Raw genomic sequence first — 22,710 nt, 5'->3', positions numbered from 1 at the left:
TCACGGATCGTGAGACTGTCACTCGTGACGAAAAGCACTAACTACACCTATTGTGAATGAGTGTGTATGACGCTCGAAGTCGGTGTACTCGGCTATCGGTTTATGGGGAAAGCCCACGCAAACGCCCTGTCGCGGCTCTCGATGTTCTTCCCGGACGCACCGGAGGTCGAGCGCAGCGTGCTCGTCGGCCGCGACGAAGACGCCCTTTCGGACGCAGCGGACCAGCTCGGATTCGAGTCGATCGCGACCGACTGGGAAGCCGTCGTCGACGACGTCGACGTCTTCTACAATCTCGGGCCGAACCACGTCCACGCAGAGCCCTCGATCGCTGCCCTCGAGGCCGGAACGCCGGTCTTCTGTGAGAAACCCCTCGCGCCGACGCTTGCCGAGGCCGAACGAATGGCCGACGCCGCCGCCGAGGCTGGCGTTCCCAACGGTACCGCGTTCAACTACCGCTTCGTCCCCGCGATCCAGCACGCAAAGGGGCTGCTCGAGGCCGGCGAACTTGGCGAGATTCACCACGTCCGCGGGCGATACCTCCAGGACTGGCTGGTCGATCCCGAGGCCCCGTGGTCGTGGCGAAACGACGCGGAGATGGCAGGGTCGGGTGCCCTGGGCGACCTCGGCGCGCACACGGTCGATCTGCTTCGCTTTCTCGTCGGCGACGACGACCTCGCCGGCGAGATGGAACGCGTCAGCGGCCACCTCCAGACGTTCGTCGACGAGCGACCTGTGGACGGAAGTGATGAGATGCGATCCGTGACCGTCGACGACGCCTACTCCGCGCAGGTCGAGTTCGAACACGGCGCGATGGGGACTCTCGAGGCCTCCCGGTTCGCGACGGGGCATAAAAACGACCACACGATCGAGATCCACGGCTCGAAGGGCAGCCTGCGATTCTCCCTCGAGCGACTGAACGAACTCGAGGTCATGCGGGCCGACGAGAATCGCGGCTACGAGACGGTGCTGGTCACCGACGAGGACGATCCGTACGTCGACCACTGGTGGCCGCCGGGACACGTGCTGGGCTGGGAGCACACCTTCGTCCACGAGAACTACGAGTTCCTCAGCGCAGTGGCAAGCGGCGATACGTTCGAACCCAGCTTCGCGGATGGTCTCGCCGCCCAGCGCGTGCTCGCAGCGATCGAAGCGAGCGACGAGAAACGTGAGTGGGTTTCGATCAGCTAGACTCGACGCGAATTACCGTATCGATCTCGTCGTATCGAACGCTGCTGTCGGTGGGTGAGTGGCCGTCGAGTTCCAGATACCCCGGTGTGATATCGGTCACCGTGCCGGTATGGTTCGGGTCGTCGCCGTCGGTCCGTTCGCGGTCCCAAATTTCGACGGTATCGCCCGTCGTCACGTGTTGACGGACGAGTTCCGCGGCGCGATTTTTGTCGGTGTCCGGCGGGATAGTGAGTTCGGTCATCGTCGGTCCGGAGAAGGGGCGCAAGCGGTGTAAGCACCGACTCGTCAGCGGCCGGGCGCTTTTAGGCCGTCGGACATAGTTGCCACTGAGCGTCACTGCACACCCTCTCGCACGACAGTTTTTCCGTGAGAGCGCCGAACCGAGTGGTATGACGACCATCAAGGACAGCGTCCACGACCACATTCGAATCGACGGCGTGGCCCGCGACCTCCTCGATACGCCCGAGATGCAGCGGCTCCGAAATATCCGCCAACTGGGCACCGTCTCGCTAGTCTATCCCTCGGCCAACCACACCCGATTCGAGCACAGTCTCGGCGTCTATCATCTCGCGTGTGAGGCCCTCGAGTATCTCGGCATCGACGGCACACAGGCCGAACGGGTCCACGCCGCGGCGCTCCTCCACGACGTCGGCCACGGTCCGTTCAGCCACAACCTCGAGTCGCTGACCCACCGTCGGACCGGCCGCTATCACGACGACGTCCACGAGCTGTTGACCGACGGCGCAGTCGGAGACGCCCTGCGAGACCACGATCTCGAGCCAGCCGCAATCGCCGACCTCGTCGCGGGCGAGGGCCGATTCGGACAGCTCGTCTCGGGCGAACTCGACGTCGATCGGATGGATTACCTCGTCCGGGACGCCCACCACACAGGCGTTCCCTACGGCACGATCGACCACGGCCGGCTGATCCGCGAGCTGACCTTCGTCGGCGGCGAACTCGTGCTCGATGAGGGCAACGTCCAGAGCGCAGAGAGCCTCCTGGTCGCGCGGGCGTTGATGAACCCCACCGTCTACAGCCACAGCGTCGCCCGGATCAGCAAGGCGATGCTTCGCCGCGCAGCCGAACGACTGCTCGAGTCACCACACACCGACCTCGATGCCGGCCGCCTCCAGCGGATGGACGATCACGATCTGATCGCCGCCCTGCGGGGATGTCCGTCGACGAGTGAGTTTACGCGGCGACTGGATCATCGCGAGCTGTTCAAGCGGGCGGTGTGGGCCGAAATCGACGACGTTCCTGGGGGGATTATCGAAGCCGATCACGAGGCGATTCGGGCGTTCGAACGCGAGATCGCGGCCGATGCGGGCGTTGATCCGGAGTGTGTGATCCTCGACGTGCCGGCCCGTCCCTCGATGAAAGAATCCACGACGCGGGTGATGGTCAACGGCGACGTTCGCCAGCTCGGTCAGCAGTCGCCGCTGGTCGAGGCGCTTCGGGCGGCCCAGTACTCCCAGTGGCGACTCGGAATCTACTCGCCCGAATCGGATCGGGATCGAGTCGGCCGGGCCGCCGTCGATGTCCTCGACCTCGATATCGACGGCGCGCTGGTCAGCGAGGTGCGAGACGGACTGGACACGACGCTCGATCAGTTCGTCGACTGATCGCGACGATCGTGGCCACTGGGCTCGCTCGAGCGAAACACCTGCTGTAGCTCCCTCGAGATCGGCGAACGACGTTGTGACGTTCTCCGGGGTCGCGTCAGTACCAAGCGCCACCCGACGAGACGTTGATATCTTGGCCCGTCACGTGTCGCGACGCCGGCCCCGCGAGCTGTAGTGCCAGTTCGGCCACGTCCTCTGGCGGCACCAGCTCGGTCATCGCGAAGCTCTCGAGCAGTTCGTCTTTGATGTCTTCGGGGTCGACCCCGCGGTCGTCGGCTTGCCGTTCGAAGACGTTCCGAATGCGCTCACCCTCGACCGGGCCCGGACAGATCGCGTTCGCGGTGACGTCGTCGCCGAACTCGAACGCCAGCGCTCGAGTCAGCCCGATCACACCCATCTTCGAGGCGGCGTACGGCGTCCGATTCGGGTACGGTCGCTTGCCACCGATCGAGGAGATGTTGATGATGCTGCCACAGGCAGACTCCCGAAGATGGGGCGCTGCTTCCCGGACCGTTCGCGCCATCCCGACGACGTTCACGTCGAGCGTCTCGAGCCACTCCTCGTCGGTCGTTCGTTCGACGGGGGCGGTCGGGCCGGCGATCCCGGCGTTGTTCACCAGACAGTCAAGGCCGCCGAACGTGTCGACGGTGGCGTCGATGGCGTCGGCGACCGACCCGGAATCGGTCACGTCGGTTTCGACCGCGAGCGTTCGCTCCGGTGCGTCGATCAGCTCCGCGGTTTCGTCGATTCCGTCGCTTCGCGCCGCGAGCGCGACGTTCGCGCCTGCCTCGGCAAAGGTGATGGCGATTTCGCGGCCGAGTCCCTGACTCGCTCCCGTCACGAACGCTGTGGTATCGTCAAGCACACCCAAACCGTCGAAGAAGATCACTAAAAACGTTCCTGCTGGCCCCTACGGTCTTTACCATAGAGACCATCTCCCAAGCCGATGAGAGCCGCTGCCTTCACTGACCTCATCGGCCCGGACGGCGTGAGCGTGATCGACCAGCCGGATCCAGAGCCCGGCCCCGACGAGGCCACCGTCGACGTCTCGGCCTGTGCAATCAACCGCCACGACCTGTGGATCCTCGAGGGGGATTCGGCGATGGTCGACGGGGGCGACCTGCCGTTTGTCACGGGATTGGACGTGGCCGGCGTCGTCGAGGCAGTTGGCGACGACGTCAGAGGCGTCGAACCGGGCGACCGAGTCGTCCTCTGTCCGAACCAGACCTGTGGCACCTGTCGGTTCTGCAGCGAGGGGCCGGAGAACACCTGCGAGCAGTTCTCGCTGTATCACGGGGGGCTCGCCGAAACGGCCCTCGTTCGGGCGGATCGCCTCCTTTCGGTACCCGACGACGTGAGCGCGACGACCGCGGCTGCGCTGCCGACGGCGTACATGACCGCCTTCCACATGCTCCGGCGGGCCGACGTCGGCCCGGGCGACCTCGTCTTCGTCCCGGGCGCGACAGGTGGCGTCGGCGTCGCCACCGTCCAACTCGCGGCGATCCTCGGCGCTCGAACCATCGGGACGTCCTCGTCGGCTAGGAAACTCGAGCGCGTGTGCGACCTCGGCCTCGATCACGCGGTTCACGCGACCGATCCCGACGAGATTCGGGCGCAGGTCGACGACGTCGGCCGCCCGGACGCGGTCATCAACCACCTCGGCGGCGAGTACACGCGGCTCGGCCAGACGGTCATGCGCCGCGGCGGGACGATGGTGATCTGCGGCCGCACGGCCGGGACCGAGTCGACCGTCGACGTGCCGGACCTCTTTCTCGGCCACAAGCGCGTCGTCGGCTCGACGATGGGGACCCAGGACGACCTGCGCCGACTTGTCGAGCTGACGGCGGCGGGTGCCCTCGAGCCGGTGATCGAGCGGACGTTCGCGCTCGAGGAAACCGGCGAGGCCTTTGCGACGATGCAGGACCGGGAGAGCGTCGGCAAACTCGTCGTCGAACCGTAGCGTCACCCACCCGATTGGAAACGCGTATTGCCAGCCGACCGTTCCGCCGCCGGGCGGGGCCTTCATACGGCCCGCTATCCCGATGGCTGGTTGACTCGCTGGCCGGTCGCGGGTACACCGGCACTGGCCGACAGAAGCCCGTCTCAGTCCGTGTCCCACGCCGTCGAAACTGGTGGTTCCGCGCTGCACCGACCGAGTAGCCGGAACGCGCCGGCCCGACCTATTTCCGTTCCGTCGATGTCGTCCGCCCATGACCGAGATCGCCATCACCGGGGCGACTGGCCGCGTCGGCAGCGAGGCTATCGAGGCGCTGTCGGACGCGACCCTGACGCTTTTTTCCCACAGCGAACCCGAGGATCTGGACGCGGAACCGCTCGAGATCGCGGATCGAGCGGCGTTCGTCGACGCGCTCGAGGGACAGGACGTGTTGCTCCACCTCGCGGCCAACCCGAATCCGCGCGCCGAGTGGGATTCGCTTTCCGGGCCGAATATCGAGGGCGTCTACAACGCCTACGCGGCCGCTGTCGAGAACGACCTCGAGCGCGTCGTCTTCGCGAGTTCGAACCACGCAGTCAATATGGGAAACACGGTCTCGCCGATCCGCCCGGAGTCGACGGTCGGCACGCCGGACGTCGTTCGCCCGGACGAGACGATGGACCCCGACACCTACTACGGCGTCACCAAGGTCTTCGGCGAGGCGATGGGCCACTACTACGCGATCCGGCACGGACTGGACGTTGTCAATCTACGAATCGGCTGGCTGCTCTCACCCGACGAACTCAGAGCGGAGTGTAACGACCGCGACGCCGCCGGCGAGCGATACGCCCGTGCGATGTGGCTCAGTCCCGAGGATTGCCGGCGGGTGATCGACGCTGCCGTGACGACGACGCTCGAGTCGACCCCGACGACCGCCCACGGAATCTCGGCCAACGCCGAGCGGTTCCTCTCGCTGTCGGAGACGATGCTCGAGCTGGGATATCGGCCACAGGACGATTCAGCCGCCGCCCTCGGCGAGCTGTAAGCCACCGAGCTGGTCGAGCGCCCCACAGCATCCGGATCCTGGGACCGTAAGACCGAATACCGACAGGTCCCTATCGCAACATATGTCCACGAAAGTAGCCGACTCGACGGGCTACACGCCGAACTTCCAGATGTCTGCGTTCGGCTACATTATGGCGGTCGTAATGGTGATTCTACTGCTCCCGCTGTTGCCGGTGCTCATCCCTGCGTACGTCCTCTGGCGCGTGTTCATCGCCGAGGAGCCGGTCGAACACAGCTTCGAGATGTGGCGGCGCGAATCGGGTCGGTAAGTAAACGGAACGGACGCAGATTTCTTTTCATCCCGACTGCGGTCAGTCAGTTCCAGTGCACCCGCAACCCGCCCTGCGGGTGCACCGGGAGCTCGGGATAGCAGACCGTATTAGTTTGCGTTAGCTTCAACTAACGCCGACGGCGGCGCTCCCGGCAGTTCGTCGCGATCGTGTGGCGCATCGAACGCGAGGTCGGGACCGCGAGCGATGATCCCGTGTGGGGTCACGTCGGGATGGGTCGTGTAGTAGTGTTCTTTGATGTGGGCCATGTTCACCGTCTCGGCGACGCCGGGCGTCTGATACAAATCACGAAGATACGGCCAGAGGTGGTCGTACTCCCGGATGTACTGGACGTTACACATGAAGTGGGTGTGATAGACAGTATCGAATCTGACGAGCGTCGTGAACATCGCGATATCGGCCTCCGTCAGTCGGTCACCAGCGAGATAGCGCTGGTCAGCCAGCACCTCGTCCCAGTGGTCCAGTGCCCCAAAGAGGTCGTCGATAGCCGCGTCGTAGGGTTCCTGCTCGGTCGCGAAGCCGGCCCGATAGACGCCGTTGTTGATCGGCTCGTAGATGTCCTCGAGAGCCCGATCGATCTCGTTTCGGTACCCTTCGGGGGAGAGATCGACGTCGTGCGTCGCGAGGTCGCCGAACTCGGTGGTGAGCATCCGCATGATCTCTTTCGATTCGTTGTTGACGATCGTCTCCTGTTCGGTGTCCCACAGCACCGGCACCGTCACGCGACAGGTTGCGTTCGGGTCCGCCTCGACGTACAGTTCCCGGAGATAGTCGGCGTCGCGGATGTGGTCGCGCGTACAGCCGTCCTTCTCCGGGGTAAACTGCCAGCCATCGTCGCCGCGATACGGGTCGACGATTGAGACGGAGATCGCGTCCTCGAGGCCCAACAGCGCCCGCGTCACGAGCGTTCGGTGGGCCCACGGACAGGCGAGGGAGACGTAGAGGTGGTACCGGCCGGCTTCGGGCTGGTACTCGGCGTCGGGAGCGTCTCGAATCCGGTCGCGAAACGGTGCCTCCTGGCGGTCGAACGAGCCGTCGTCGCCGGCCGTCTCGTACGCATCGGTTCGCCACTCGCCGTCGACGAGCATGTTCATACTGCGTGTAGGGCTGTCGGACACAAATGGTCTCGCTAACACTCGTGTTACCGCTTGCCGAGTCAGCAAAACGGAGCCGAACCGTCGGATGAGCGATCGTACCTTGTTTCAATTAAATTAGTATAACCGCGACGAACGGATCTACTCACTCGCGAGGGACGACTCGAGCGTCGCAAGCAGTTGCTGACTCTGTTTCCCGGTACCGTCCCGAACCAGGTTCGTTTCGGTATCGTAGACGATCATCCCGCAGGCGTCCAGTTTTGGGAGATGGATATGATGGAGTGCAGTGCGAACGCGCTGTCGATGGTCGTCGTCCGGGAGGTCTCCATTTTGAAGCTGCTCGGCAACCTGCTCTGTGAGCGCGGAAACCGCCACCGCGTCCTCGTCGGTACGTGTCAGTGTTCGAAGGACGACCCGACGTTGTTCGTGAGCGACCATCGAGAGAATTTCATCGAGAGAGATCGATTGCCCTTGCTCGGATGAATCGGTTGTCACAAACTCTTTCGCGTTCAGTCGGTCCATGTTCGAGGAAGGATCCATGCTCGTCTAGTACATCGCTAGCGTTGTGTCATTTTGGCATGACTCACAAGGGAAACAAGCGGATTACGTCTCTGAGTCGGAGGGAAAGAGTGCATGGGTGGTGAGTGCCACGATTGCACGACGAAGCCGTTCCGTCACGGCCTGATCGGAAATCCCGAGTTCGTCCGCGAGCTCCTTGGTCGTACAGCCTCTCGGGATATCGTAGTACCCATTCCGTACGGCGAGCGTAATCGCTTCGCGCTGGGGTTCGCTCAAGCCATACCACGGGCCGGCAGTCGGATCTGTCGGGTTATAGACGCGGGTTGCCTCAAGCGAGACCTGCGCGTCTTCACAGTGTGTCGTGAACTCGCTGAGGGCGTCGCGAGTGGGAAATCGAATCTCGAAGTTCCACTTATCGGGTGTTCCGACGGCACTCAACAACTGCCCCTTGCTCTTTCTGATCCCTTCGAAGAGATGATCGTGGTTCGCGTCCCAATCGAGCGTAAAGAGTGCCCGGTCTTCGAACACGTCCACTTCCGATGCGCTGTTGACAGTCGGATGGCGTTGGACGGAGGCGGCAAACGAGTCCCGTGTCGAGTTATGGATCCAGAAGAGTGGAACGGTAGCGTCACCGATCGGGACGAGGTTTTCGAGTTCGATCGACGAGACTCCCTCGATACGAAGAATCCGGCCGAGTTCGAAGTCAGTAGATGGAATCCGAAATGCTGCAATTACGCTCATGAATCGCTCTACCACCTTGGTTGGTCATGCCCGTACAAAACGGACCAGCATGGTGTACCATGTTGTTCCGAAACCGGCAGGGGACCACCCGCTCGTGCCCCTCAACGTACAATCACCAATCGTATTGGATCTCAGTGACTAATGCTTGATACACCACCCACGTGGGTTATCGGCTCTCGGGACGAATCGGTCGACATGGCTACCGTGATGGAGTTTACGAGTCCGGCGGACGAGTTTCCACTGGGAACGGTCTTCGAAAACCTGCCGGGGGTGACGATCGACCTCGAGCGACTCATCCCTCACCAGACCCTGATAATCCCGTACTTCTGGGTCCGCGGCGCAGAGGCCGAGGACATCGAAGCCGCGTTCGAAGCCCATGTTGGCGTGGTCAGTATCGACCTCATCGACAGCGTCGAAGACGAGTATCTGATGCGTGCAGAGTGGGAGGGAACGTATTTCGGCATCCTGAGCGCGCTTGCCCAGGCCAACGTCGCCGTTCTCTCCGGGGTCGGGACGAAAGACGGATGGGAGTTCGAGGTCCGTGGTGAGAGTCGCGAGGCGATCAGCGAGTTTCGGACCAACTGCCAGAACCACGACATTCCGATCGAGATCACCGCCGTTCACGCGTTGCTCCCAATTCAGGGCGACAGCTACGAGCTCACTGACACCCAGCGAGAGGCGTTGGTGTTGGCCTACGAACGCGGCTACTTCGATTCGCCACGCGAGGCGTCGCTCGAGGACATCGCCGACGAACTGGGAATTACCCAACAGTCACTTTCGTCTCGACTCAGACGCGGGCACCGACGGCTCATTGCCGGGACGCTCATCAGTCAGTAAGTCCTGCTGGAAGGCTTACTCTGTATATTAATAGCTCCTGTATAATCAGTAGTCGTGTTAAACCGATTCGGGCTACTAAACGGATGTAGAATAGCATGACAGCCAGCCTAGCCAGTGTCGAATTGGAGTCGCTCGAGTACTCTCGAGAGTTAGAAGCGTATCGTGCCCAGTACGACCAAGATTCGACGTCTGCAAGCATCGCCGTCGTCGCAGCGATGGCAGACATTCTGGGCGCCGATCCGCTCGAACTGGATCGGCTCTACGACGCGGTCGACACAGATGCCCTCGACAAACTCGGACAGGTTCAGGGGACGCCGAACGGAGCAGTCGACATCTCATTTACATTCGAAGGATACGCGATAACCCTGTCCAGCGACGGAGTGATGGCAATCTCGCCACCGGCCCACGAACGAACAGGCGTCCGGGAGACAGGAGCCACGAACGAATGACTACCGAAGAGACACCACTCTCGTCCGAAGCAGAATTAAATGCCGAACTGAAAGCACTCCTTCGTCGGGCCCACTCCAAGGGAATCAACGTCGAAGGTGGATGGGAATGTCGAAACGGTACCGAACACCCGGACTGGGACGTCATCGTTACCGAAGTGGAGAAAAACGGCGAATCGGAGTGAGCCGCATCGAGCAGTATCGATTCTGATATGGGGCTGATATTACCACCCGTCGAACAGAACGGACTGATGGCGACGGGTCGTGGGCACCCACATCGAGGTCGCTTCGGGAGCGTGTTTTATCCCGTTCACGCTCGTATCTCACTGTATGGCAGATACCAAAAAAGGCCGGGACAAGCAAGCTCGTGACGCAGATAACCGCCAGCGGGAGCGAGAACTCACGGAAGCGCGTGACCGTGCCGACGAAGCCGAACCACCGGATGCCGAAGACGAGGGTGACGAGGCGGCCGACTCCCTCGAGTCGCCTCGTGAGTGTCACCGTCGAGGCTGTACCGAGCCGGCGACGTTTCTGATCGTCGAACGGTACCAGGAAGAAACCGGCCACGGCGCCGTCGAAGCAGAGGCTGTCTTGTGTCGAGCGCATACCGCCGAAGAGAGTCCCGTGAATCTCGATAGTGCCTTCGAAGACTACCTGTTTCGTATCGAACCGCTGTCGAAGACCGAGGCGGCAGCTACTGAGTAACGGGGAACGAAGCGTTCAGACTGTGAGCCGCGGCGACGACCGAGCGCGCCACTGCACGCGTTGGGTTCGGGCTGGGCACCCGACACGCCCGGCTCCTGTCCCTCGAGTGTGGTGATTTCGACCCAGAAAGCAGTCGTATACCGGGATGTCCAGGCCAGTAGCGTCGCTTGACCACGGCGAGCGATTGATCCATTGAGAAAGCTTATCACTGAGAGTTTGATTATTTCGTATCGTGTCTTTAGATGAGTGGTGCTAGCGATGATTCAACCGATGGTGACTCGACCGAGGCATTCGTACAGGGAACCAGTGATGGAGAGCCACGAATAACGTTTTATGGCGGCAGGGGAATGAGCGCGTTCCCGATCGCCTTTTTTATTGTCTGGGCGATCGTACAGACCGCGTTCTGGCGGATATCCGACGAAGGCGGGTTGGTCGTCGGTATTTTGCTCGGACTGATCCTCGGGATGTTCTTCGTTCGCGGAGACTGGAAGACGTACGCGAACACGATCTTCGAGGGGATGACCCAACCCGTCGCGGTGACCGCCATCGTCGCCTGGATCTGGGCCGGCATGTTCGCCCAGTTGCTTCAGGACGGCGGCTTCGTCGACGGACTGGTCTGGCTGGCCGACGTCGGCGGGATCGGCGCGACGCTGTTCCCGGCGATCACGTTCGTCCTCGCGGCCCTGTTTACAACCGGGATCGGGACGGGATACGGCTCCGCAATCGCGTTCGTCACCCTGTTTTTCCCCGCCGGTATCCTGCTCGGGGCGAACCCCGTTTTGCTGTTCGGCGCGATCCTCTCGGGGTCGATCTTCGGTGACAACCTCGCGCCCGTCAGCGACACCACGATCGTCAGCGCCGTCACGCAGGATTCGGATATCGGTGGCGTCGTCGCCTCTCGATTCAAATACGTGATCATCGCCGCGATCATCGCGTTCGCTGGCTACCTCGTCGCCGGTCAGTTCATGTCCGGCCTCGCGATCGGCGGCGATGCGCGAGAACTGCTCGTCGCAGAAAGCGAACCGATCGGCCTCGTTCACCTCATTTCGATGGGCGTCGTGATCGGCACCGCAGTCGCCGGGCGACACATCGTCGAGGCGATCTCGTGGGGGATCGTCGTGGCGGCTGTCTCGAGTCTCGTACTCGGCCTGATCTCGCTTGGTGACATCGTCATGTTCAACGCACCCCCGGACGCACCGCTTGCCGAACCACTCGAGTTCCTGCCGATTCTGACGATCGTCGAGGACCCGAACGCAATCAGCGTCGGCGGCAGCCTCATCACTGGCGCATCGGGCTTTTTCGAACTGGCGATTCTCGTCCTGTTGATCATCGCCGCAGCCCAGATCATGATCCGCGGCGGCGCGTTCCAGGCGATTCTGGACTGGTCGATCGACAACCTTGCGACGAACGTTCGCAACGCCGAACTCACGATGGTCGGCTCCTCGGCGCTGATTAACGCCGTCATCACGATCAACACGGCCGCAGAGGTCGCGATCGGGCCGTACATCTCGAAGATCGGCGAACGGTTCAATCTGAACGGCTACCGACGCGCGAACATCTTGGACGGCCAGACCGCAGCGCTTGGCTACATCTTCCCGTGGTCCGGCGGCGTTCTCGCCGGCTACTCGGCGATGCAACAGCTGCCCGGTGAGTACGAGTGGTTCGATTCCGGGATGCTCGTGACGCCGATCGACGTCGTCCCCTTCGTCTTCCAGGGCTGGCTGTTGGTTGCCGTCTTCGTCGTCGCAGCGATTACCGGCTTCGGCCGTGAGTATATTACCGACCGCGAAACCGAGGAGGTGGCACGAATATGAGCCTATTCACAAAGTATCTCAAAGGGTGGACGCTCCGCACCACGACCCCATCGTTCGACGTGGGCGAAGAGATCGAGGTGTTCGTTGCAGAGTCGAACAGCGATGGTGACGGGCACGCCTACATTGGCGATACGCATCTGTTGATCGAGAATGCTGGGCCTGACACTGTCGAGAAACGTGTTCGCGTCCGAGTTACCGAGTTCGACGAGACGAACGCGACCGGACGCGGCGAATTCCTCGCGGTTGTCGGCGAGAGTTCCTACACTGGCTAGCCGGCCTGCTCTGTTTTTCGATCGCCGTCGCGCCGCTCGAGAGCCACGACTTTAAGCCCCCGCGGTAGTCACTCGAGATATGACAGCTGACGGGGATCGGCACCGCCAGAGCCGGCTGGTAACGGACGAAGACGGCGCGTTCGACGCCGAACGCGCCCGCGACGAGTCGCTTCCGGTCGAAGACGGCGAACTGGTCGATACCGACGCGCTTGCCGACCACCAGCGCTATCTCGAGGGCCGGGGCATCTACGACGAGCGAAATCGAGTCAACGACCTGACGGGCAAAGAGTGGAAGTACGCAACGAAGTCGGTGCTTGCGGAGGGATACCCCCCAGCCGTCCAGCACGACCTTCGGAGCGAACACGGCGGTCAGAAGCCGCCACGGCTCTGTGCGGAGCTGATCGGTCGGTTCAGCAAGACCGGCGACACCGTTCTCGATCCCTTCGCCGGCGTCGGCGGCACCTTACTCGGCGCGAGGTTTTGCGAACACGAGGGCACCGGGCTCCGCGAGGCNCCCCCCAGCCGTCCAGCACGACCTTCGGAGCGAACACGGCGGTCAGAAGCCGCCACGGCTCTGTGCGGAGCTGATCGGTCGGTTCAGCAAGACCGGCGACACCGTTCTCGATCCCTTCGCCGGCGTCGGCGGCACCTTACTCGGCGCGAGTTTTTGCGAACACGAGGGCACCGGGCTCCGCGAGGCGATCGGCTTCGAGCGCACCGAGCGCTGGATCGATATCTATGAGACCGTCCTCGAGCGCGAAAACGAGGCGCGACGAGCCCGCGGCGAGGCGCCACTCGCCGAACAGGACCTCCGCCACGGCGACTGTGCCGACCTGATCGACGAACTCGAGGACGACTCGGTCGACCTGCTGCTCACCGACGTTCCCTACTGGAACATGGACGAACTCGAGCAGACGCGCAACGAACACGCGACCCGCGAGAGCAAACTCGGGGCGTTCGACGACGCCGACGACGACCCCATCGAGACGACGGCATCCGACGACGTGGGCACACAGACCAAAGCCGAGTGGCTGGCGGATATGGCCGAGAAATTCGATCGGTTCACTGATGTGATCACACCGGATGGACACCTCGTCGTCTTCATCGGCGATATGTATCGCGACCAGTCCTACGAGTTTCTGTCAGCCGATCTCGCACGCGCTATCGAGTCGACTGCACCAGTGACGCTGGCGGCGAATCTGATCTGGTATGACCCCTCGAAAGACCTCCACGTCTACGGCTACCCCTTCTCGTTCGTGCCGTCGATGGTTCATCAGAACGTGCTCGTCTTCCGGCTCGAGGACGAGCAATCCTAGAGTCTGACCTGCGTCATTCGGGTGTCTGACGCGGTTTTATTGGGGTATAGAGTGACGATTCAGATGGCGCGCGCTGGCGGAGACCTCCCACATCCCACTCGACCCCACGCAACCCGCGCGCCAGCACTCCTCCCCACTCCCGTTTTCGCGTGCTCCCGAACGGCGACGCTAGCCGTGCGGTCAAGCAGTTGCTGGCACCAACCGCTCTCGGACCTCGTCTGCGCGTGCCGTTTCGGTGATTACGGCGACCTCGTCGCCGACCGCAAGCTCGGTTCCCGGCAGTGGAATCGTCAGCGGCTCGCGTTTGCGGCCGTGAGCGTAGATGCGTGCCCCTTCGGGAAGCTCGAGTTCGCTCATCCGTTTCCCGACGGCTGGCGAGCCATCGACGATCTCGAGGACGGTTAGTTGGAGGTTCGTGGCGAGATCGGTGACGACGTTGAAGTCGCCGCCGAGCATCGCCGTCTTGGCACCAGCAGCCCCGAGTCGCTCGGGATAGATGATCTCGTCGACGTCTTCGGCGTAGCGGTCGTAGATCTCCTCGCGGTAGTCCTCGTCGATCCGCAAGACCGTCCGACAGCCGTGGTGGGTGCCGACCATACAGGCCGCGAAGTTGACGTTGAGGTCGGGCGTGAACGCACCGATCGCGTCGGCGGCGTCGATCCCCGCATCGACGAGGACCGCTTCGTCGGCGCCGTTCCCGTGAATCGCTTCGAACCCCTCTTCGCGTGCCCGTTTGACGCGATCGAGATCGTCGTCGACGACCACGGTTTCGTGGCCTTCCTCGGCGACGATCTGTGCCGTTCGAGAGCCGACGCGACCATATCCCACGATGACAAATCTCATGATACTGGTATACATGGTCAGGAGTCAAATAGGCTACGGGCAGACACCGGCTGCCTCGAGTGTCGAAGCGACGGGACGCTCTCCCGCCAGACGGCCGACGGTGGGGGCGACTCGAGTTCAGTGGGCGCTGTGCTCGACGACGACGACCCGCAAATCGTTCAGGTTCGTGCCGGTCGGCCCGGTTTTGATGAGCGCGTTTCGCTCGGCGAGATAGGGCGTGACGTCGTTGGCAGCCAGCGCTGCTCGAGCCCGTTTGTCGGTGTCGACAGTCTCGGCGTCGACGATCCCACCCGCGGCGTCGCTTGCGCCGTCGATCCCGTCGGTGTCGACGGCAGCAACGGTGAGTCCGGCCTCGAGCGACAGCGCTGCGCTCGTCACGAACTCCTGATTCGGCCCGCCGCACCCGTCGCCGGAGACCGTCACCGTCGTTTCCCCACCCGACACGAGGACGGCCGGCGGTGAGATCGGTGTCCCTGTTGCCAGCATCTCCTCGCCGATGGCGACGTGGGTCGTCGCCGCCTCGCGAGCCTCACCGCGAACCCGCGAGGAGAGGAGCAACGGGTCGTAGCCCTGCTCGGTGGCGACCTCAGCGGCGGCTTCGAGGACGGTCATGCCGTCGGCGACGATGTGGTTCGAAACCCGATCGAAGACGGGGTCGTCGGGACCCGGCGTTTCCGAAATCGCACCGGCGCGGCCGCGCTCGAGGCGATCAGCGACGGTCTCCGGAACGTCGATATCGTAGCGGTCGACGACTGCGAGCGCGTCGTCGAACGTCGACTCGTCGGGCGCGACGGGGCCGCTCGCGATCACGCTCAGATCGTTGTCAACGACGTCGCTCAAGACGACGGCGACGACCGTCGCCGGGGCGAGTCGGCGGGCGAGCTGGCCGCCTTTCAGCGCCGAGCAGTGTTTGCGGACGGCGTTGATCTCGTGGATGTCGGCCCCGCTCTCGAGTAACGCGTCCGTGGTCGCCTGCAGGTCGGCAAGCGAAATCCCGTCTGCGGGCGCAGCCATGAGCGCGCTGCCGCCGCCGGTGATGGCCGCCAGCACGAGCGTCCGCTCGCCGGCTGTGTCGGCCGCCTCGAGGAGCCGGCGTGTTCCCGCGACGCCGCGCTCGCTCGGCACCGGGTGGTCGCCCTCAGAGACCGTGACCGCCTCGAGTTCGGTGGGATCGTCCGTGACGACGACGCCACGATCGATCCGATCGCCGAGGACGTCCTCGAGCGCCGCGGCGACGTGTGCGGCGGCGTTGCCGCCGCCGAGAACGACGACCTCGTCGTACGCGCTGCAGTCATAGGTCGCGTCGGCCACCCGGAGCGTGTCGCCCTCGAGTGAGAGTGCGTCGTGGATGACCCGCCGTGGATGTCCGGCGTCAACCCCCGCCTCGAGGCAGGTCAGCGCAACGTCGCGTGCGTCGGTTGTCGCTACCTGCGACCGATTCTCGATCTGGATTTCCATACTCGAGCGTGTCTCTGAAACCGCTAAAATCAGGGGGTCCGGGTTCATGATCTGACCGCTGTCCGAGATTCGTCCAATGCCGTTGACAAAAGTGGTGGCGAAGCCTACAATGCACAAACATGAACATCTATCTGACGACCTCGGACGGGAACTTTTAACTAATCGGTCTTGCTATGCTCGAGCGTCCAATATGGGGGCTTCCGATACAATCGCGGAGTACTTCGGGTTCAACGAATCCGATACCGACTATCGAACAGAAACGCTTGCGGGGGTAACGACGTTCCTGGCGATGGCGTACATCATCGTCGTCAATCCGGCAATCCTCAGCAGTGCGATCCTCTGGAACCACGAAACCGGCGAGTTCCAGGGTGAGGCGACGATCAACGGGACCGTCTACGGCTCTGGCGAGATCATCCAGATGCTCGCCGTCGCGACGATCCTCGCCTCGGTCGTCGCGACCGTCGTGATGGCGTTGTACGCCAACCGACCGTTCGGGCTGGCGCCCGGCATGGGGTTGAACGCCTTCTTTGCGTTCACGGTCGTCGTTATTCTCGGCGTCCCGTGGCAGGTCGCGCTTGCCGCTGTCTTCGTCGAAGGGATCATCTTCATTGCCCTGACCGCTGTCGGCGCGCGACGGTACATCATCGAACTCTTCCCGGAACCAGTCAAGTTCGCCGTCGGGGCTGGTATCGGTGTCTTCTTGCTCTTTCTCGGACTGCAAGAGATGCAGGTCGTCGTGCCCTACGACGCAACGCTGGTAACGCTTGGAAACGTCCTCGAGAGCCCGGTCGCTGCGCTGTCGCTCGCCGGCCTGTTTCTGACGCTGTTGTTGTACGCCCGTGGCGTTCGTGGCTCGATCATCATCGGGATCGTGACGACAGCCGTCGCTGGCTGGGTTCTGACGCTTGCCGGTGTCGTTGCCCCCGACGTCTTGACGCCGGAGGGATCCTACGACGACATCACAAACGAGGGGCTCATGTCAATGCTCAGCTCGGTCCAGTACGACTTTACCCCGCTGTTCTGGGGCTTCGTCGACGGCCTCGGCATGATTACTGAGGACCCGTTCGTCTTCTTGCTGGTCGTGTTCACGTTCTTCTTCGTCGATTTCTTCGACACCGCCGGCACGCTCATCGGCGTCTCGCAGATCGGTGGCTTCCTCGACGAACACGGTGATCTGCCGGAGGTCGAAAAACCACTGATGGCCGACGCAGTCGGCACCACCGTCGGTGCGATGATCGGTACCTCGACAGTGACGACGTTCATCGAATCCTCGACCGGCCTCGAGGAAGGTGGCCGCACCGGCTTTACGGCGCTGGTCGTCGGTGGCCTGTTCGCCCTCTCCTTGCTGGTCGTCCCGTTGATCGCCGCGATACCCCTGTATGCGACGTATATGGCGCTGGTCGTCGTCGGGATCATCATGCTCCAAGGCGTCACCGACATCGACTGGAACGATCCCGCGTGGTCGATCTCCGCCGGGTTGACGATCACGGTCATGCCGCTGACCACCTCGATCGCGAACGGGCTCGCTGCAGGGATTATTAGCTATCCGTTGGTCAAAGCCGCGATGGGTGAAACGCGAGACGTCTCGCCGGGTCAGTGGGCGCTTGCGATCGCGTTCATCGGCTACTTCATCATCTACTTCTCGGTCGAATCCGGATCGGTGACGTTCTGAGAGCGTCGACACACGCACTCAGTTTTCGACGCGTTTCGCACCTATCGGCTTCCAGACACCGTCTCATCCGAATCGCTTCAGGCAGGTTCGGTGCGACCATGAACGGCTCGTGGGCGTGTGACAGACACGGTACGCAGCCCGGCTCAGCCAACCGGTGGCCTCTTGCCGATCAGACCACTTTCTCGAGACATGGCAGACATCACGCTGTACGACCTTCCGGGCTGTCCGTTCTGTGCAATGGTTCGCTCGAAACTCGACGAACTCGACCTCGAGTACGACACGATCGACGTCCCTCGCTCACACGCTGCACGGACGGAAGTCGAAGAAGTGAGTGGACAGACGGGCGTCCCCGTGATTACCGACGAGGCCCACGGTGTCGAAGGGATGCCTGAGAGCAGCGACATCATCGAATACTTAGAAGAGACGTACGGCGAAAACGGCGTGTAACCGCGAGCGACGGGCCGCGAGGGTCAGGCCGCTTCTTCGTACTCCGCGCGTTCGCGGATGACCTTTCGCAACTCCGCGGCGTCGTGGAGGTCCTCGAGTTCCTCGCGTTCGACCAGCGCGGTGCCGTCGACCGACTCCTGTTTCGCGCGGTCGACGACGTAGACCGATCGCGTGTGAGTGACCTGCCCGATCGAACTCATGATCCGGGCGCGCTTTTCGGCCGCTTTCGTGAACTTCGAGTGGCCGGTCAACACGATGCCTTCGTCGTCGGCTTCGTCCTGACTGATGGCTTTGAACGGCGAGCGAAGCGTCGGATGGACGCTGTAGCCGGCCCGCGTGAGCACGGCGACGACCTGCTCGTCGTCCGGATCGGCTTCGGGGTCGTCCGGCGTCGCCTCGGTTTCGTGGACCTCGTCGGCACCTTCCAAGACGTCGACGGGACTCGTCAACGGCGCATCGAAGAGGTCCTCGAGTTCCATCGCGACTTCGACAGAGGCGTTCATGCCGTCTTCGTACTTCGAGACGGTGCGTCTCGAGACGCCGAGTTCGTTCGCGAGTTGGCCGAGACTCCACTCTCTGTCCTGTCGTTCGTCGGCGAGCAGGTCGCCGTCGATGTTGACGTAGAGGCCGCCGGGTGCGGCATAGATCAGCGGTGGGACGCTTTCGATGAACAGGTTGTACGCCGTGTCGGGGCTGAAGACGGGGACACCGTGTCGGAAGTAGACGACATCGGGTTTGAGATCCTCGTCGCGGCTTCGCAGGCCGATCACGAGCGGCGTCGCGTTGAGGTACGTGCCGAGCCGGCGCATCTCGTGGCCGGTTGCCTCGTTGAACGCATCGATGTTGCCGAGGATCTTCACCAGCAGCAGGTCTTCACCACGTCGGGCTGCGATGTCGAAACTCTTCGGTCGGATCGCACACCGGTCACTGACGACGAACCCCGCGTCCTCTAACATCGCGGTTACGTTGCCGACCAGTGCGGAGCGGGACATACGGGGGTGTAAGTGATTCCTCATATAAAACGATTTCCCCGCTGCCCCATCTGCTGTAACGTGGTTCGATACCGTACCAGCAGTATACTTATATACAGGTTTTCAGCCCGTGGAATGGGTCCGCTTTCGATCCGACACCGTCCCGAAAGGGGTTACTCGCCGCCGGCCCAACGATCGCCGATGACAGTCGTCGGGATCGACGATACAGATTCCCGCGAGCGCGGGATGTGTACGACCTACGTCGCCGCCCGGATCGCCGAGCGACTGCGCCTCGATGGGGCGACCGTCGAGCGACTGCTCCTCGTTCGGCTCAACCCCGCCGTCGAGTACAAGACTCGGGGTAACGCCGCGCTCGCGATCCACACCGACTGCGACTCCGACCGGGCGTTCGAACTCGCCCGCGAACACCTCGAGGACCTCGCCGAAACGGCCGACGAGCGAACGAATCCGGGCCTCGTCGTGACGGCGGACGGCCCCGACGACACGCCCGACGACGTGGCCGAGTTCGCGTGGCGAGCGATCCGCGAGCATCTCGCGATCGCCGACGCCGCCTCACTGATCGACCGCCACGGCTACCGGTCGTGGCACGCCGACGACGGCCGCGGGCGGATCGGCGCGCTGGCTGCGATCGGAAGTTGGCGCGCGCTCGAAGATTGGACGTACGAACATATCTCCTACCGCGAACCCGAGCGCTGGGGCACGCCGCGAGACGTCGACCACGAGCGCGTCTTCGCCGCAGCCGACTGGGGTCGCCCCGAGGTCTGGGATACGGTCGACCGCGGCGAGGACGACACAGTCTGCGTTCCGCACACACCGGGACCGATCCTCCACGGGATTCGTGGCGACGATCCCGACGCCGTTCGCGCCGTTTCCAACCGGATCGAAAGCGAACCCGTCGCCTCGAGCCAGCTGTTCGTGACCAATCAAGGGACGGACGTCCACCTGCAAGACGGGACCCTCGAGTCAGTCACGGATGGCCACGCCTACCGCGTCGACGGGCGGGTCGCAAGCGAGCCCGAAACCCGGCGCGGCGGCCACGTCTTCGTCGACCTCGAGAGCGAGGGTGACGACGACCCAGCACGCCTCGAGTGTGCTGCGTTCGAGCCGACCAAACGGTTTCGCGACCGCGTGCGAGCGCTGCGGATTGGCGACCGACTCACCGTCTGTGGCGAGGTCGCTCGCGGGACGCTCAAACTCGAGAAGTTCGCGGTTCGCGACCTCGTGACGACCGAACGCGTCACACCGACCTGTCCCGACTGCGAGCGGCGAATGAAAAGCGCCGGTCGGAACCAGGGGTATCGCTGCCGAGACTGTGGAACCAGTGCAGACGGGAAGGCAACACAGGACCTCGAGCGCGACCTCGAGGGGGGCTGGTACGAGGTCCCCCCGTGTGCGCGCAGACATATTGCGAAGCCGTTGGTGCGTGGCGGGTTCGACGCGCCGACACATCCTGAACGATAAGGTCGCGAGCGCGTTCTCGAGCCCACCGGCGGGGATGCGTTCGGAGATGACAGAACGACTATTTGTTCGGCACGGAATGGATCGACCATGCGCCCTCCACTGACTCGTCGTCGGCTCCTCGGCGTCGCGGGCGGCTCGTTGCTCGGCGGCTATCTGCTCGGGCCTCGAGTCGGCGGCTCGGACCACGTCGATCCGGCCGTCGACGACGACTGGCTTCACCCGCGGGCCGACTCGAGAAACGTCGCGTCGACGGCCGATCCCGGCCCCGGCGGCGATGGGCGGATTGAGTGGGAACACACGCTCGAGAAACGTCGCGTCGACGATACGAACACGCCGGGTTCGCGCTCGTCGACGACACACTACTTGTGCCCACCCATCACTCGCTGCGGGCACTTGACGCCGAAACTGGCACTACGCGCTGGCAGTATGCATATCAGCGGCCATCAGCGAGATACAACGAACAGACACAGCTCGATTCGGAGCCACAGGTTCGCGACGGCGTCGTCTATCTGGTGTTTCAGACGACCGTCTGTGCGCTCGACCTCGAGACACGACGGCTCCGCTGGCGTTACGATCTGAACAGCAGTGCCGACGGCTGCTGGCTGTTTGGCACCACGCTGTATGTCACTGCCCGCGTCGACAGCGAGTATCGACTCGTCGCGCTCGATGCCGAGACCGGTCTCGAGCGCTGGCGGCGGACTGCACGCGACTCGGTGTTGGCTGCCGACAGCGGGCTGGTCGTGGTGGCCGACTACGATGCGGGACGCGTAACTGGTCTCGTTCCAGAGACCGGAACGGAACGCTGGATGAGCGACACAGCAGTGTCCGCGTCGTCGCTCAGTCGTGGTGAGGTTGTGATCGTCGACGATCACGTCTTCGTCATAACCGCAGACGGTGATCTGACAGCGCTCGAGGCAGCAACTGGCGACCGCCGCTGGACGATCTCCGGTGGGACAGACGAGCACACGATGATGGATACACTCGCTGTCGATCCATCGGCCCGTGCAGTCTACTGGTCACGAACGGACAAGGGAACGATTACGCGGTTCGATATCACGGGCGAGTTGGTGTGGGAGACAGACCGGAGCTCGGTCGAGTTCGGCATCAGCGTCGGCAACGGGACAGTCTACGCGTCGACGGGAGACGGACTGCTCGCTCTCGAGGCCGACACCGGAAACGAACGGTTCCACGTTTCCCCAGCGGGTATCGAGGACGGCTCGCTTGGATGTACGCCGTTGATCGCCGACGACCGGGTCTATCACTGCCTCGGAGCGACGGTCTACGAGGTGGGCTCGCGATGAGTCGGGCGTCGGCTGTCTCAGTCGGACGGACACTCGAGTTCGCGCTCGCTGCTGGCCCAGCAGTCGCCCCAGCACAGCAGCTGCTGACCGCGGGGGCCGAACTGGTTGGCCTGCCCATCTCGCACTGGCTTGCGTTCTTGCTCGCGGTGCCAGTCGGCGTCGTGCTCGCAGCGACGTACGACGGCTCGAGTGCTACGGTGTTCGGCGCTGCGATACTGGCCGTGGTCCTGTACATCATTTTGCAGTGGGTCGTTGGTCTCCGGCAGGTGAACGTGATCTCGCCACAGCTGTTGGTGGCCGATGCGTTCGTCTATCTGGCAGCCGCCTCGAGTGCACTCGTGATCGTCTCCGGATCACACGGGGACACAAATTCGCCACCACGGAACGGCAAAACAGACTCACGAGCAGACGAACACAGCAGTCATGCGTGTGGCTCAGCGAACGCAGATTCCACGGCGGGCGAGTGACTCGCTGGCTGCTTTGATTTCGGCAGGGCTGCCGATGATCCGGCGCTGGTCTTCGCCTTCAGCGACGATCGATACCGTAAACGCCTCATCGAGTGGCGGCTCGAGTCCTTCGACAGTCTCCCGGTGAAGCACGATCTGGGTGCTATCGCGCAACTGTGTCGCATCTGGCATAATTCAACATCATTTTTCATGCTGTTTATCCCTGTCGAATCGCTCGAGTGAAC

25 protein-coding genes and 2 pseudogenes are annotated in these 22,710 nt (G+C 63.0%); 18 read left to right on the top strand and 9 right to left on the bottom strand.

Annotated elements, in window-relative coordinates; genetic code table 11:
- The first annotated feature begins 66 nt into the window (after nt 1-66).
- Nucleotides 67-1,188 (top strand): Gfo/Idh/MocA family protein, encoded by a 1,122-nt coding sequence (locus C495_RS02535; protein ID WP_008159706.1) that lies wholly within the window; start codon nt 67-69, stop codon nt 1,186-1,188.
- Here the strand turns inward: C495_RS02535 and C495_RS02530 are convergent.
- Complete coding sequence (locus C495_RS02530; RefSeq protein ID WP_008159704.1) at nt 1,181-1,429, bottom strand: hypothetical protein; 249 nt, start codon at nt 1,427-1,429, stop codon at nt 1,181-1,183. The genes C495_RS02535 and C495_RS02530 overlap by 8 nt on opposite strands.
- A 148-nt stretch (nt 1,430-1,577) precedes the next feature.
- On the opposite strand from C495_RS02530, the gene C495_RS02525 reads away from it, so the two are divergent.
- Nucleotides 1,578-2,810 (top strand): HD domain-containing protein, encoded by a 1,233-nt coding sequence (locus C495_RS02525; protein ID WP_008159703.1) that lies wholly within the window; start codon nt 1,578-1,580, stop codon nt 2,808-2,810.
- 97 nt (nt 2,811-2,907) lie between these two features.
- Here the strand turns inward: C495_RS02525 and C495_RS02520 are convergent, their stop codons facing one another.
- On the bottom strand, nt 2,908-3,675 hold the full coding sequence (locus C495_RS02520) for an SDR family NAD(P)-dependent oxidoreductase (protein ID WP_049890121.1): 768 nt from the start codon (nt 3,673-3,675) through the stop codon (nt 2,908-2,910).
- Nucleotides 3,676-3,756: 81 nt separating this feature from the next.
- Here C495_RS02520 and C495_RS02515 point away from each other — a divergent pair, with 81 nt between their 5' ends.
- The 3 genes from C495_RS02515 to C495_RS02505 all read left to right on the top strand — a co-directional run bounded on the left by C495_RS02515 (nt 3,757) and on the right by C495_RS02505 (nt 6,080).
- Entirely contained in the window at nt 3,757-4,770 is a 1,014-nt protein-coding gene (locus tag C495_RS02515; RefSeq protein WP_008159701.1) for an alcohol dehydrogenase catalytic domain-containing protein, read from the top strand.
- A 250-nt stretch (nt 4,771-5,020) separates the two neighbouring features.
- Complete coding sequence (locus tag C495_RS02510; protein WP_008159700.1) at nt 5,021-5,791, top strand: NAD-dependent epimerase/dehydratase family protein; 771 nt, start codon at nt 5,021-5,023, stop codon at nt 5,789-5,791.
- Between the two features lie 82 nt (nt 5,792-5,873).
- A complete protein-coding gene (locus tag C495_RS02505) occupies nt 5,874-6,080 on the top strand; it encodes a DUF7535 family protein (RefSeq protein WP_008159699.1) in 207 nt (68 codons plus the stop codon).
- 110 nt (nt 6,081-6,190) lie between these two features.
- Here the strand turns inward: C495_RS02505 and C495_RS02500 are convergent, their stop codons facing one another.
- The 3 genes from C495_RS02500 to C495_RS02490 all read right to left on the bottom strand — a co-directional run bounded on the left by C495_RS02500 (nt 6,191) and on the right by C495_RS02490 (nt 8,455).
- Nucleotides 6,191-7,195 carry a glutathione S-transferase family protein gene (locus tag C495_RS02500; RefSeq protein WP_008159698.1) on the bottom strand — a complete coding sequence of 335 codons (1,005 nt, stop codon included), beginning with the start codon at nt 7,193-7,195 and terminating at the stop codon, nt 6,191-6,193.
- 141 nt (nt 7,196-7,336) lie between these two features.
- Nucleotides 7,337-7,735, bottom strand: coding sequence for a DUF7344 domain-containing protein (locus C495_RS02495; RefSeq protein ID WP_152418847.1), 399 nt, complete (start codon nt 7,733-7,735; stop codon nt 7,337-7,339).
- 63 nt (nt 7,736-7,798) lie between these two features.
- Nucleotides 7,799-8,455 carry a helix-turn-helix domain-containing protein gene (locus tag C495_RS02490; protein WP_008159697.1) on the bottom strand — a complete coding sequence of 219 codons (657 nt, stop codon included), beginning with the start codon at nt 8,453-8,455 and terminating at the stop codon, nt 7,799-7,801.
- Nucleotides 8,456-8,650: 195 nt separating this feature from the next.
- Here C495_RS02490 and C495_RS02485 point away from each other — a divergent pair, with 195 nt between their 5' ends.
- The 8 genes and pseudogenes from C495_RS02485 to C495_RS02450 all read left to right on the top strand — a co-directional run.
- Nucleotides 8,651-9,292 carry a helix-turn-helix domain-containing protein gene (locus tag C495_RS02485; RefSeq protein WP_049890120.1) on the top strand — a complete coding sequence of 214 codons (642 nt, stop codon included), beginning with the start codon at nt 8,651-8,653 and terminating at the stop codon, nt 9,290-9,292.
- A gap of 95 nt (nt 9,293-9,387) precedes the next feature.
- The gene (locus tag C495_RS02480) at nt 9,388-9,741 is read left to right on the top strand and encodes a HalOD1 output domain-containing protein (protein WP_241430575.1); all 354 of its coding nucleotides are present in this window, start codon (nt 9,388-9,390) and stop codon (nt 9,739-9,741) included.
- On the top strand, nt 9,738-9,923 hold the full coding sequence (locus C495_RS02475) for a hypothetical protein (RefSeq protein WP_008159693.1): 186 nt from the start codon (nt 9,738-9,740) through the stop codon (nt 9,921-9,923). Before C495_RS02480 ends, C495_RS02475 begins: the two co-directional genes overlap by 4 nt.
- 145 nt (nt 9,924-10,068) lie before the next feature.
- A complete protein-coding gene (locus tag C495_RS02470) occupies nt 10,069-10,443 on the top strand; it encodes a hypothetical protein (protein ID WP_008159691.1) in 375 nt (124 codons plus the stop codon).
- 242 nt (nt 10,444-10,685) lie between these two features.
- On the top strand, nt 10,686-12,257 hold the full coding sequence (locus C495_RS02465; protein ID WP_049890100.1) for a Na+/H+ antiporter NhaC family protein: 1,572 nt from the start codon (nt 10,686-10,688) through the stop codon (nt 12,255-12,257).
- On the top strand, nt 12,254-12,529 hold the full coding sequence (locus C495_RS02460; protein ID WP_008159687.1) for a DUF7513 family protein: 276 nt from the start codon (nt 12,254-12,256) through the stop codon (nt 12,527-12,529). The genes C495_RS02465 and C495_RS02460 overlap by 4 nt, the downstream gene beginning before the upstream one ends.
- 79 nt (nt 12,530-12,608) lie before the next feature.
- Nucleotides 12,609-13,040 (top strand): annotated as a pseudogene (locus C495_RS02455) (DNA methyltransferase); the annotation flags it as partial.
- 4 nt (nt 13,041-13,044) lie between these two features.
- A pseudogene (locus C495_RS02450) lies at nt 13,045-13,845 on the top strand (DNA methyltransferase); the annotation flags it as partial.
- Nucleotides 13,846-14,025: 180 nt separating this feature from the next.
- On the opposite strand, the gene C495_RS02445 reads toward C495_RS02450, so the two are convergent.
- Nucleotides 14,026-14,688, bottom strand: a complete 663-nt coding sequence (locus C495_RS02445) for a potassium channel family protein (protein ID WP_049890099.1) — start codon at nt 14,686-14,688, stop codon at nt 14,026-14,028.
- Nucleotides 14,689-14,805: 117 nt separating this feature from the next.
- Entirely contained in the window at nt 14,806-16,146 is a 1,341-nt protein-coding gene (locus tag C495_RS02440; RefSeq protein WP_008159683.1) for a glycerate kinase type-2 family protein, read from the bottom strand.
- A gap of 190 nt (nt 16,147-16,336) precedes the next feature.
- Here C495_RS02440 and C495_RS02435 point away from each other — a divergent pair, with 190 nt between their 5' ends.
- On the top strand, nt 16,337-17,818 hold the full coding sequence (locus C495_RS02435; RefSeq protein WP_008159681.1) for an NCS2 family permease: 1,482 nt from the start codon (nt 16,337-16,339) through the stop codon (nt 17,816-17,818).
- Nucleotides 17,819-18,007: 189 nt separating this feature from the next.
- Nucleotides 18,008-18,265, top strand: a complete 258-nt coding sequence (locus tag C495_RS02430; protein ID WP_008159680.1) for a glutaredoxin family protein — start codon at nt 18,008-18,010, stop codon at nt 18,263-18,265.
- Nucleotides 18,266-18,288: 23 nt separating this feature from the next.
- Here the strand turns inward: C495_RS02430 and C495_RS02425 are convergent, their stop codons facing one another.
- Nucleotides 18,289-19,257, bottom strand: coding sequence for a transcriptional regulator (locus C495_RS02425; RefSeq protein ID WP_008159677.1), 969 nt, complete (start codon nt 19,255-19,257; stop codon nt 18,289-18,291).
- Nucleotides 19,258-19,437: 180 nt separating this feature from the next.
- On the opposite strand from C495_RS02425, the gene C495_RS02420 reads away from it, so the two are divergent.
- The 3 genes from C495_RS02420 to C495_RS02410 all read left to right on the top strand — a co-directional run bounded on the left by C495_RS02420 (nt 19,438) and on the right by C495_RS02410 (nt 22,486).
- Nucleotides 19,438-20,718, top strand: a complete 1,281-nt coding sequence (locus C495_RS02420; RefSeq protein ID WP_008159675.1) for a tRNA(Ile)(2)-agmatinylcytidine synthase — start codon at nt 19,438-19,440, stop codon at nt 20,716-20,718.
- 287 nt (nt 20,719-21,005) lie between these two features.
- A complete protein-coding gene (locus C495_RS02415) occupies nt 21,006-22,019 on the top strand; it encodes a PQQ-binding-like beta-propeller repeat protein (RefSeq protein ID WP_241430574.1) in 1,014 nt (337 codons plus the stop codon).
- Nucleotides 22,016-22,486, top strand: a complete 471-nt coding sequence (locus C495_RS02410; RefSeq protein ID WP_008159668.1) for a hypothetical protein — start codon at nt 22,016-22,018, stop codon at nt 22,484-22,486. Before C495_RS02415 ends, C495_RS02410 begins: the two co-directional genes overlap by 4 nt.
- Here C495_RS02410 and C495_RS02405 read toward each other — a convergent pair.
- Nucleotides 22,454-22,657, bottom strand: a complete 204-nt coding sequence (locus C495_RS02405; protein ID WP_008159666.1) for a VNG_1110C family protein — start codon at nt 22,655-22,657, stop codon at nt 22,454-22,456. The two genes, C495_RS02410 and C495_RS02405, sit on opposite strands and share 33 nt — an antisense overlap.
- Nucleotides 22,658-22,710: the final 53 nt, after the last annotated feature.

The sequence above is a fragment of the Natronorubrum sulfidifaciens JCM 14089 genome (genome assembly GCF_000337735.1).
GTDB classification, from domain to species: domain Archaea; phylum Halobacteriota; class Halobacteria; order Halobacteriales; family Natrialbaceae; genus Natronorubrum; species Natronorubrum sulfidifaciens.
This window is presented reverse-complemented; position numbering and strand designations above follow the sequence as displayed.

Bases quoted from the DNA above. Each gene is read 5' to 3' on its own strand.
- C495_RS02435 (WP_008159681.1), top strand. From the start codon at position 16,337: ATGGGGGCTTCCGATACAATCGCGGAGTACTTCGGGTTCAACGAATCC.
- C495_RS02475 (WP_008159693.1), top strand. From the start codon at position 9,738: ATGACTACCGAAGAGACACCACTCTCGTCCGAAGCAGAATTAAATGCC.
- C495_RS02440 (WP_008159683.1), bottom strand. From the start codon at position 16,146: ATGGAAATCCAGATCGAGAATCGGTCGCAGGTAGCGACAACCGACGCA.
- C495_RS02500 (WP_008159698.1), bottom strand. From the start codon at position 7,195: ATGAACATGCTCGTCGACGGCGAGTGGCGAACCGATGCGTACGAGACG.
- C495_RS02430 (WP_008159680.1), top strand. From the start codon at position 18,008: ATGGCAGACATCACGCTGTACGACCTTCCGGGCTGTCCGTTCTGTGCA.
- C495_RS02480 (WP_241430575.1), top strand. From the start codon at position 9,388: ATGACAGCCAGCCTAGCCAGTGTCGAATTGGAGTCGCTCGAGTACTCT.
- C495_RS02445 (WP_049890099.1), bottom strand. From the start codon at position 14,688: ATGAGATTTGTCATCGTGGGATATGGTCGCGTCGGCTCTCGAACGGCA.
- C495_RS02485 (WP_049890120.1), top strand. From the start codon at position 8,651: ATGGCTACCGTGATGGAGTTTACGAGTCCGGCGGACGAGTTTCCACTG.
- C495_RS02510 (WP_008159700.1), top strand. From the start codon at position 5,021: ATGACCGAGATCGCCATCACCGGGGCGACTGGCCGCGTCGGCAGCGAG.
- C495_RS02405 (WP_008159666.1), bottom strand. From the start codon at position 22,657: ATGCCAGATGCGACACAGTTGCGCGATAGCACCCAGATCGTGCTTCAC.
- C495_RS02470 (WP_008159691.1), top strand. From the start codon at position 10,069: ATGGCAGATACCAAAAAAGGCCGGGACAAGCAAGCTCGTGACGCAGAT.
- C495_RS02420 (WP_008159675.1), top strand. From the start codon at position 19,438: ATGACAGTCGTCGGGATCGACGATACAGATTCCCGCGAGCGCGGGATG.
- C495_RS02410 (WP_008159668.1), top strand. From the start codon at position 22,016: ATGAGTCGGGCGTCGGCTGTCTCAGTCGGACGGACACTCGAGTTCGCG.
- C495_RS02525 (WP_008159703.1), top strand. From the start codon at position 1,578: ATGACGACCATCAAGGACAGCGTCCACGACCACATTCGAATCGACGGC.
- C495_RS02505 (WP_008159699.1), top strand. From the start codon at position 5,874: ATGTCCACGAAAGTAGCCGACTCGACGGGCTACACGCCGAACTTCCAG.
- C495_RS02490 (WP_008159697.1), bottom strand. From the start codon at position 8,455: ATGAGCGTAATTGCAGCATTTCGGATTCCATCTACTGACTTCGAACTC.
- C495_RS02515 (WP_008159701.1), top strand. From the start codon at position 3,757: ATGAGAGCCGCTGCCTTCACTGACCTCATCGGCCCGGACGGCGTGAGC.
- C495_RS02530 (WP_008159704.1), bottom strand. From the start codon at position 1,429: ATGACCGAACTCACTATCCCGCCGGACACCGACAAAAATCGCGCCGCG.
- C495_RS02465 (WP_049890100.1), top strand. From the start codon at position 10,686: ATGAGTGGTGCTAGCGATGATTCAACCGATGGTGACTCGACCGAGGCA.
- C495_RS02495 (WP_152418847.1), bottom strand. From the start codon at position 7,735: ATGGATCCTTCCTCGAACATGGACCGACTGAACGCGAAAGAGTTTGTG.
- C495_RS02460 (WP_008159687.1), top strand. From the start codon at position 12,254: ATGAGCCTATTCACAAAGTATCTCAAAGGGTGGACGCTCCGCACCACG.
- C495_RS02535 (WP_008159706.1), top strand. From the start codon at position 67: ATGACGCTCGAAGTCGGTGTACTCGGCTATCGGTTTATGGGGAAAGCC.
- C495_RS02425 (WP_008159677.1), bottom strand. From the start codon at position 19,257: ATGTCCCGCTCCGCACTGGTCGGCAACGTAACCGCGATGTTAGAGGAC.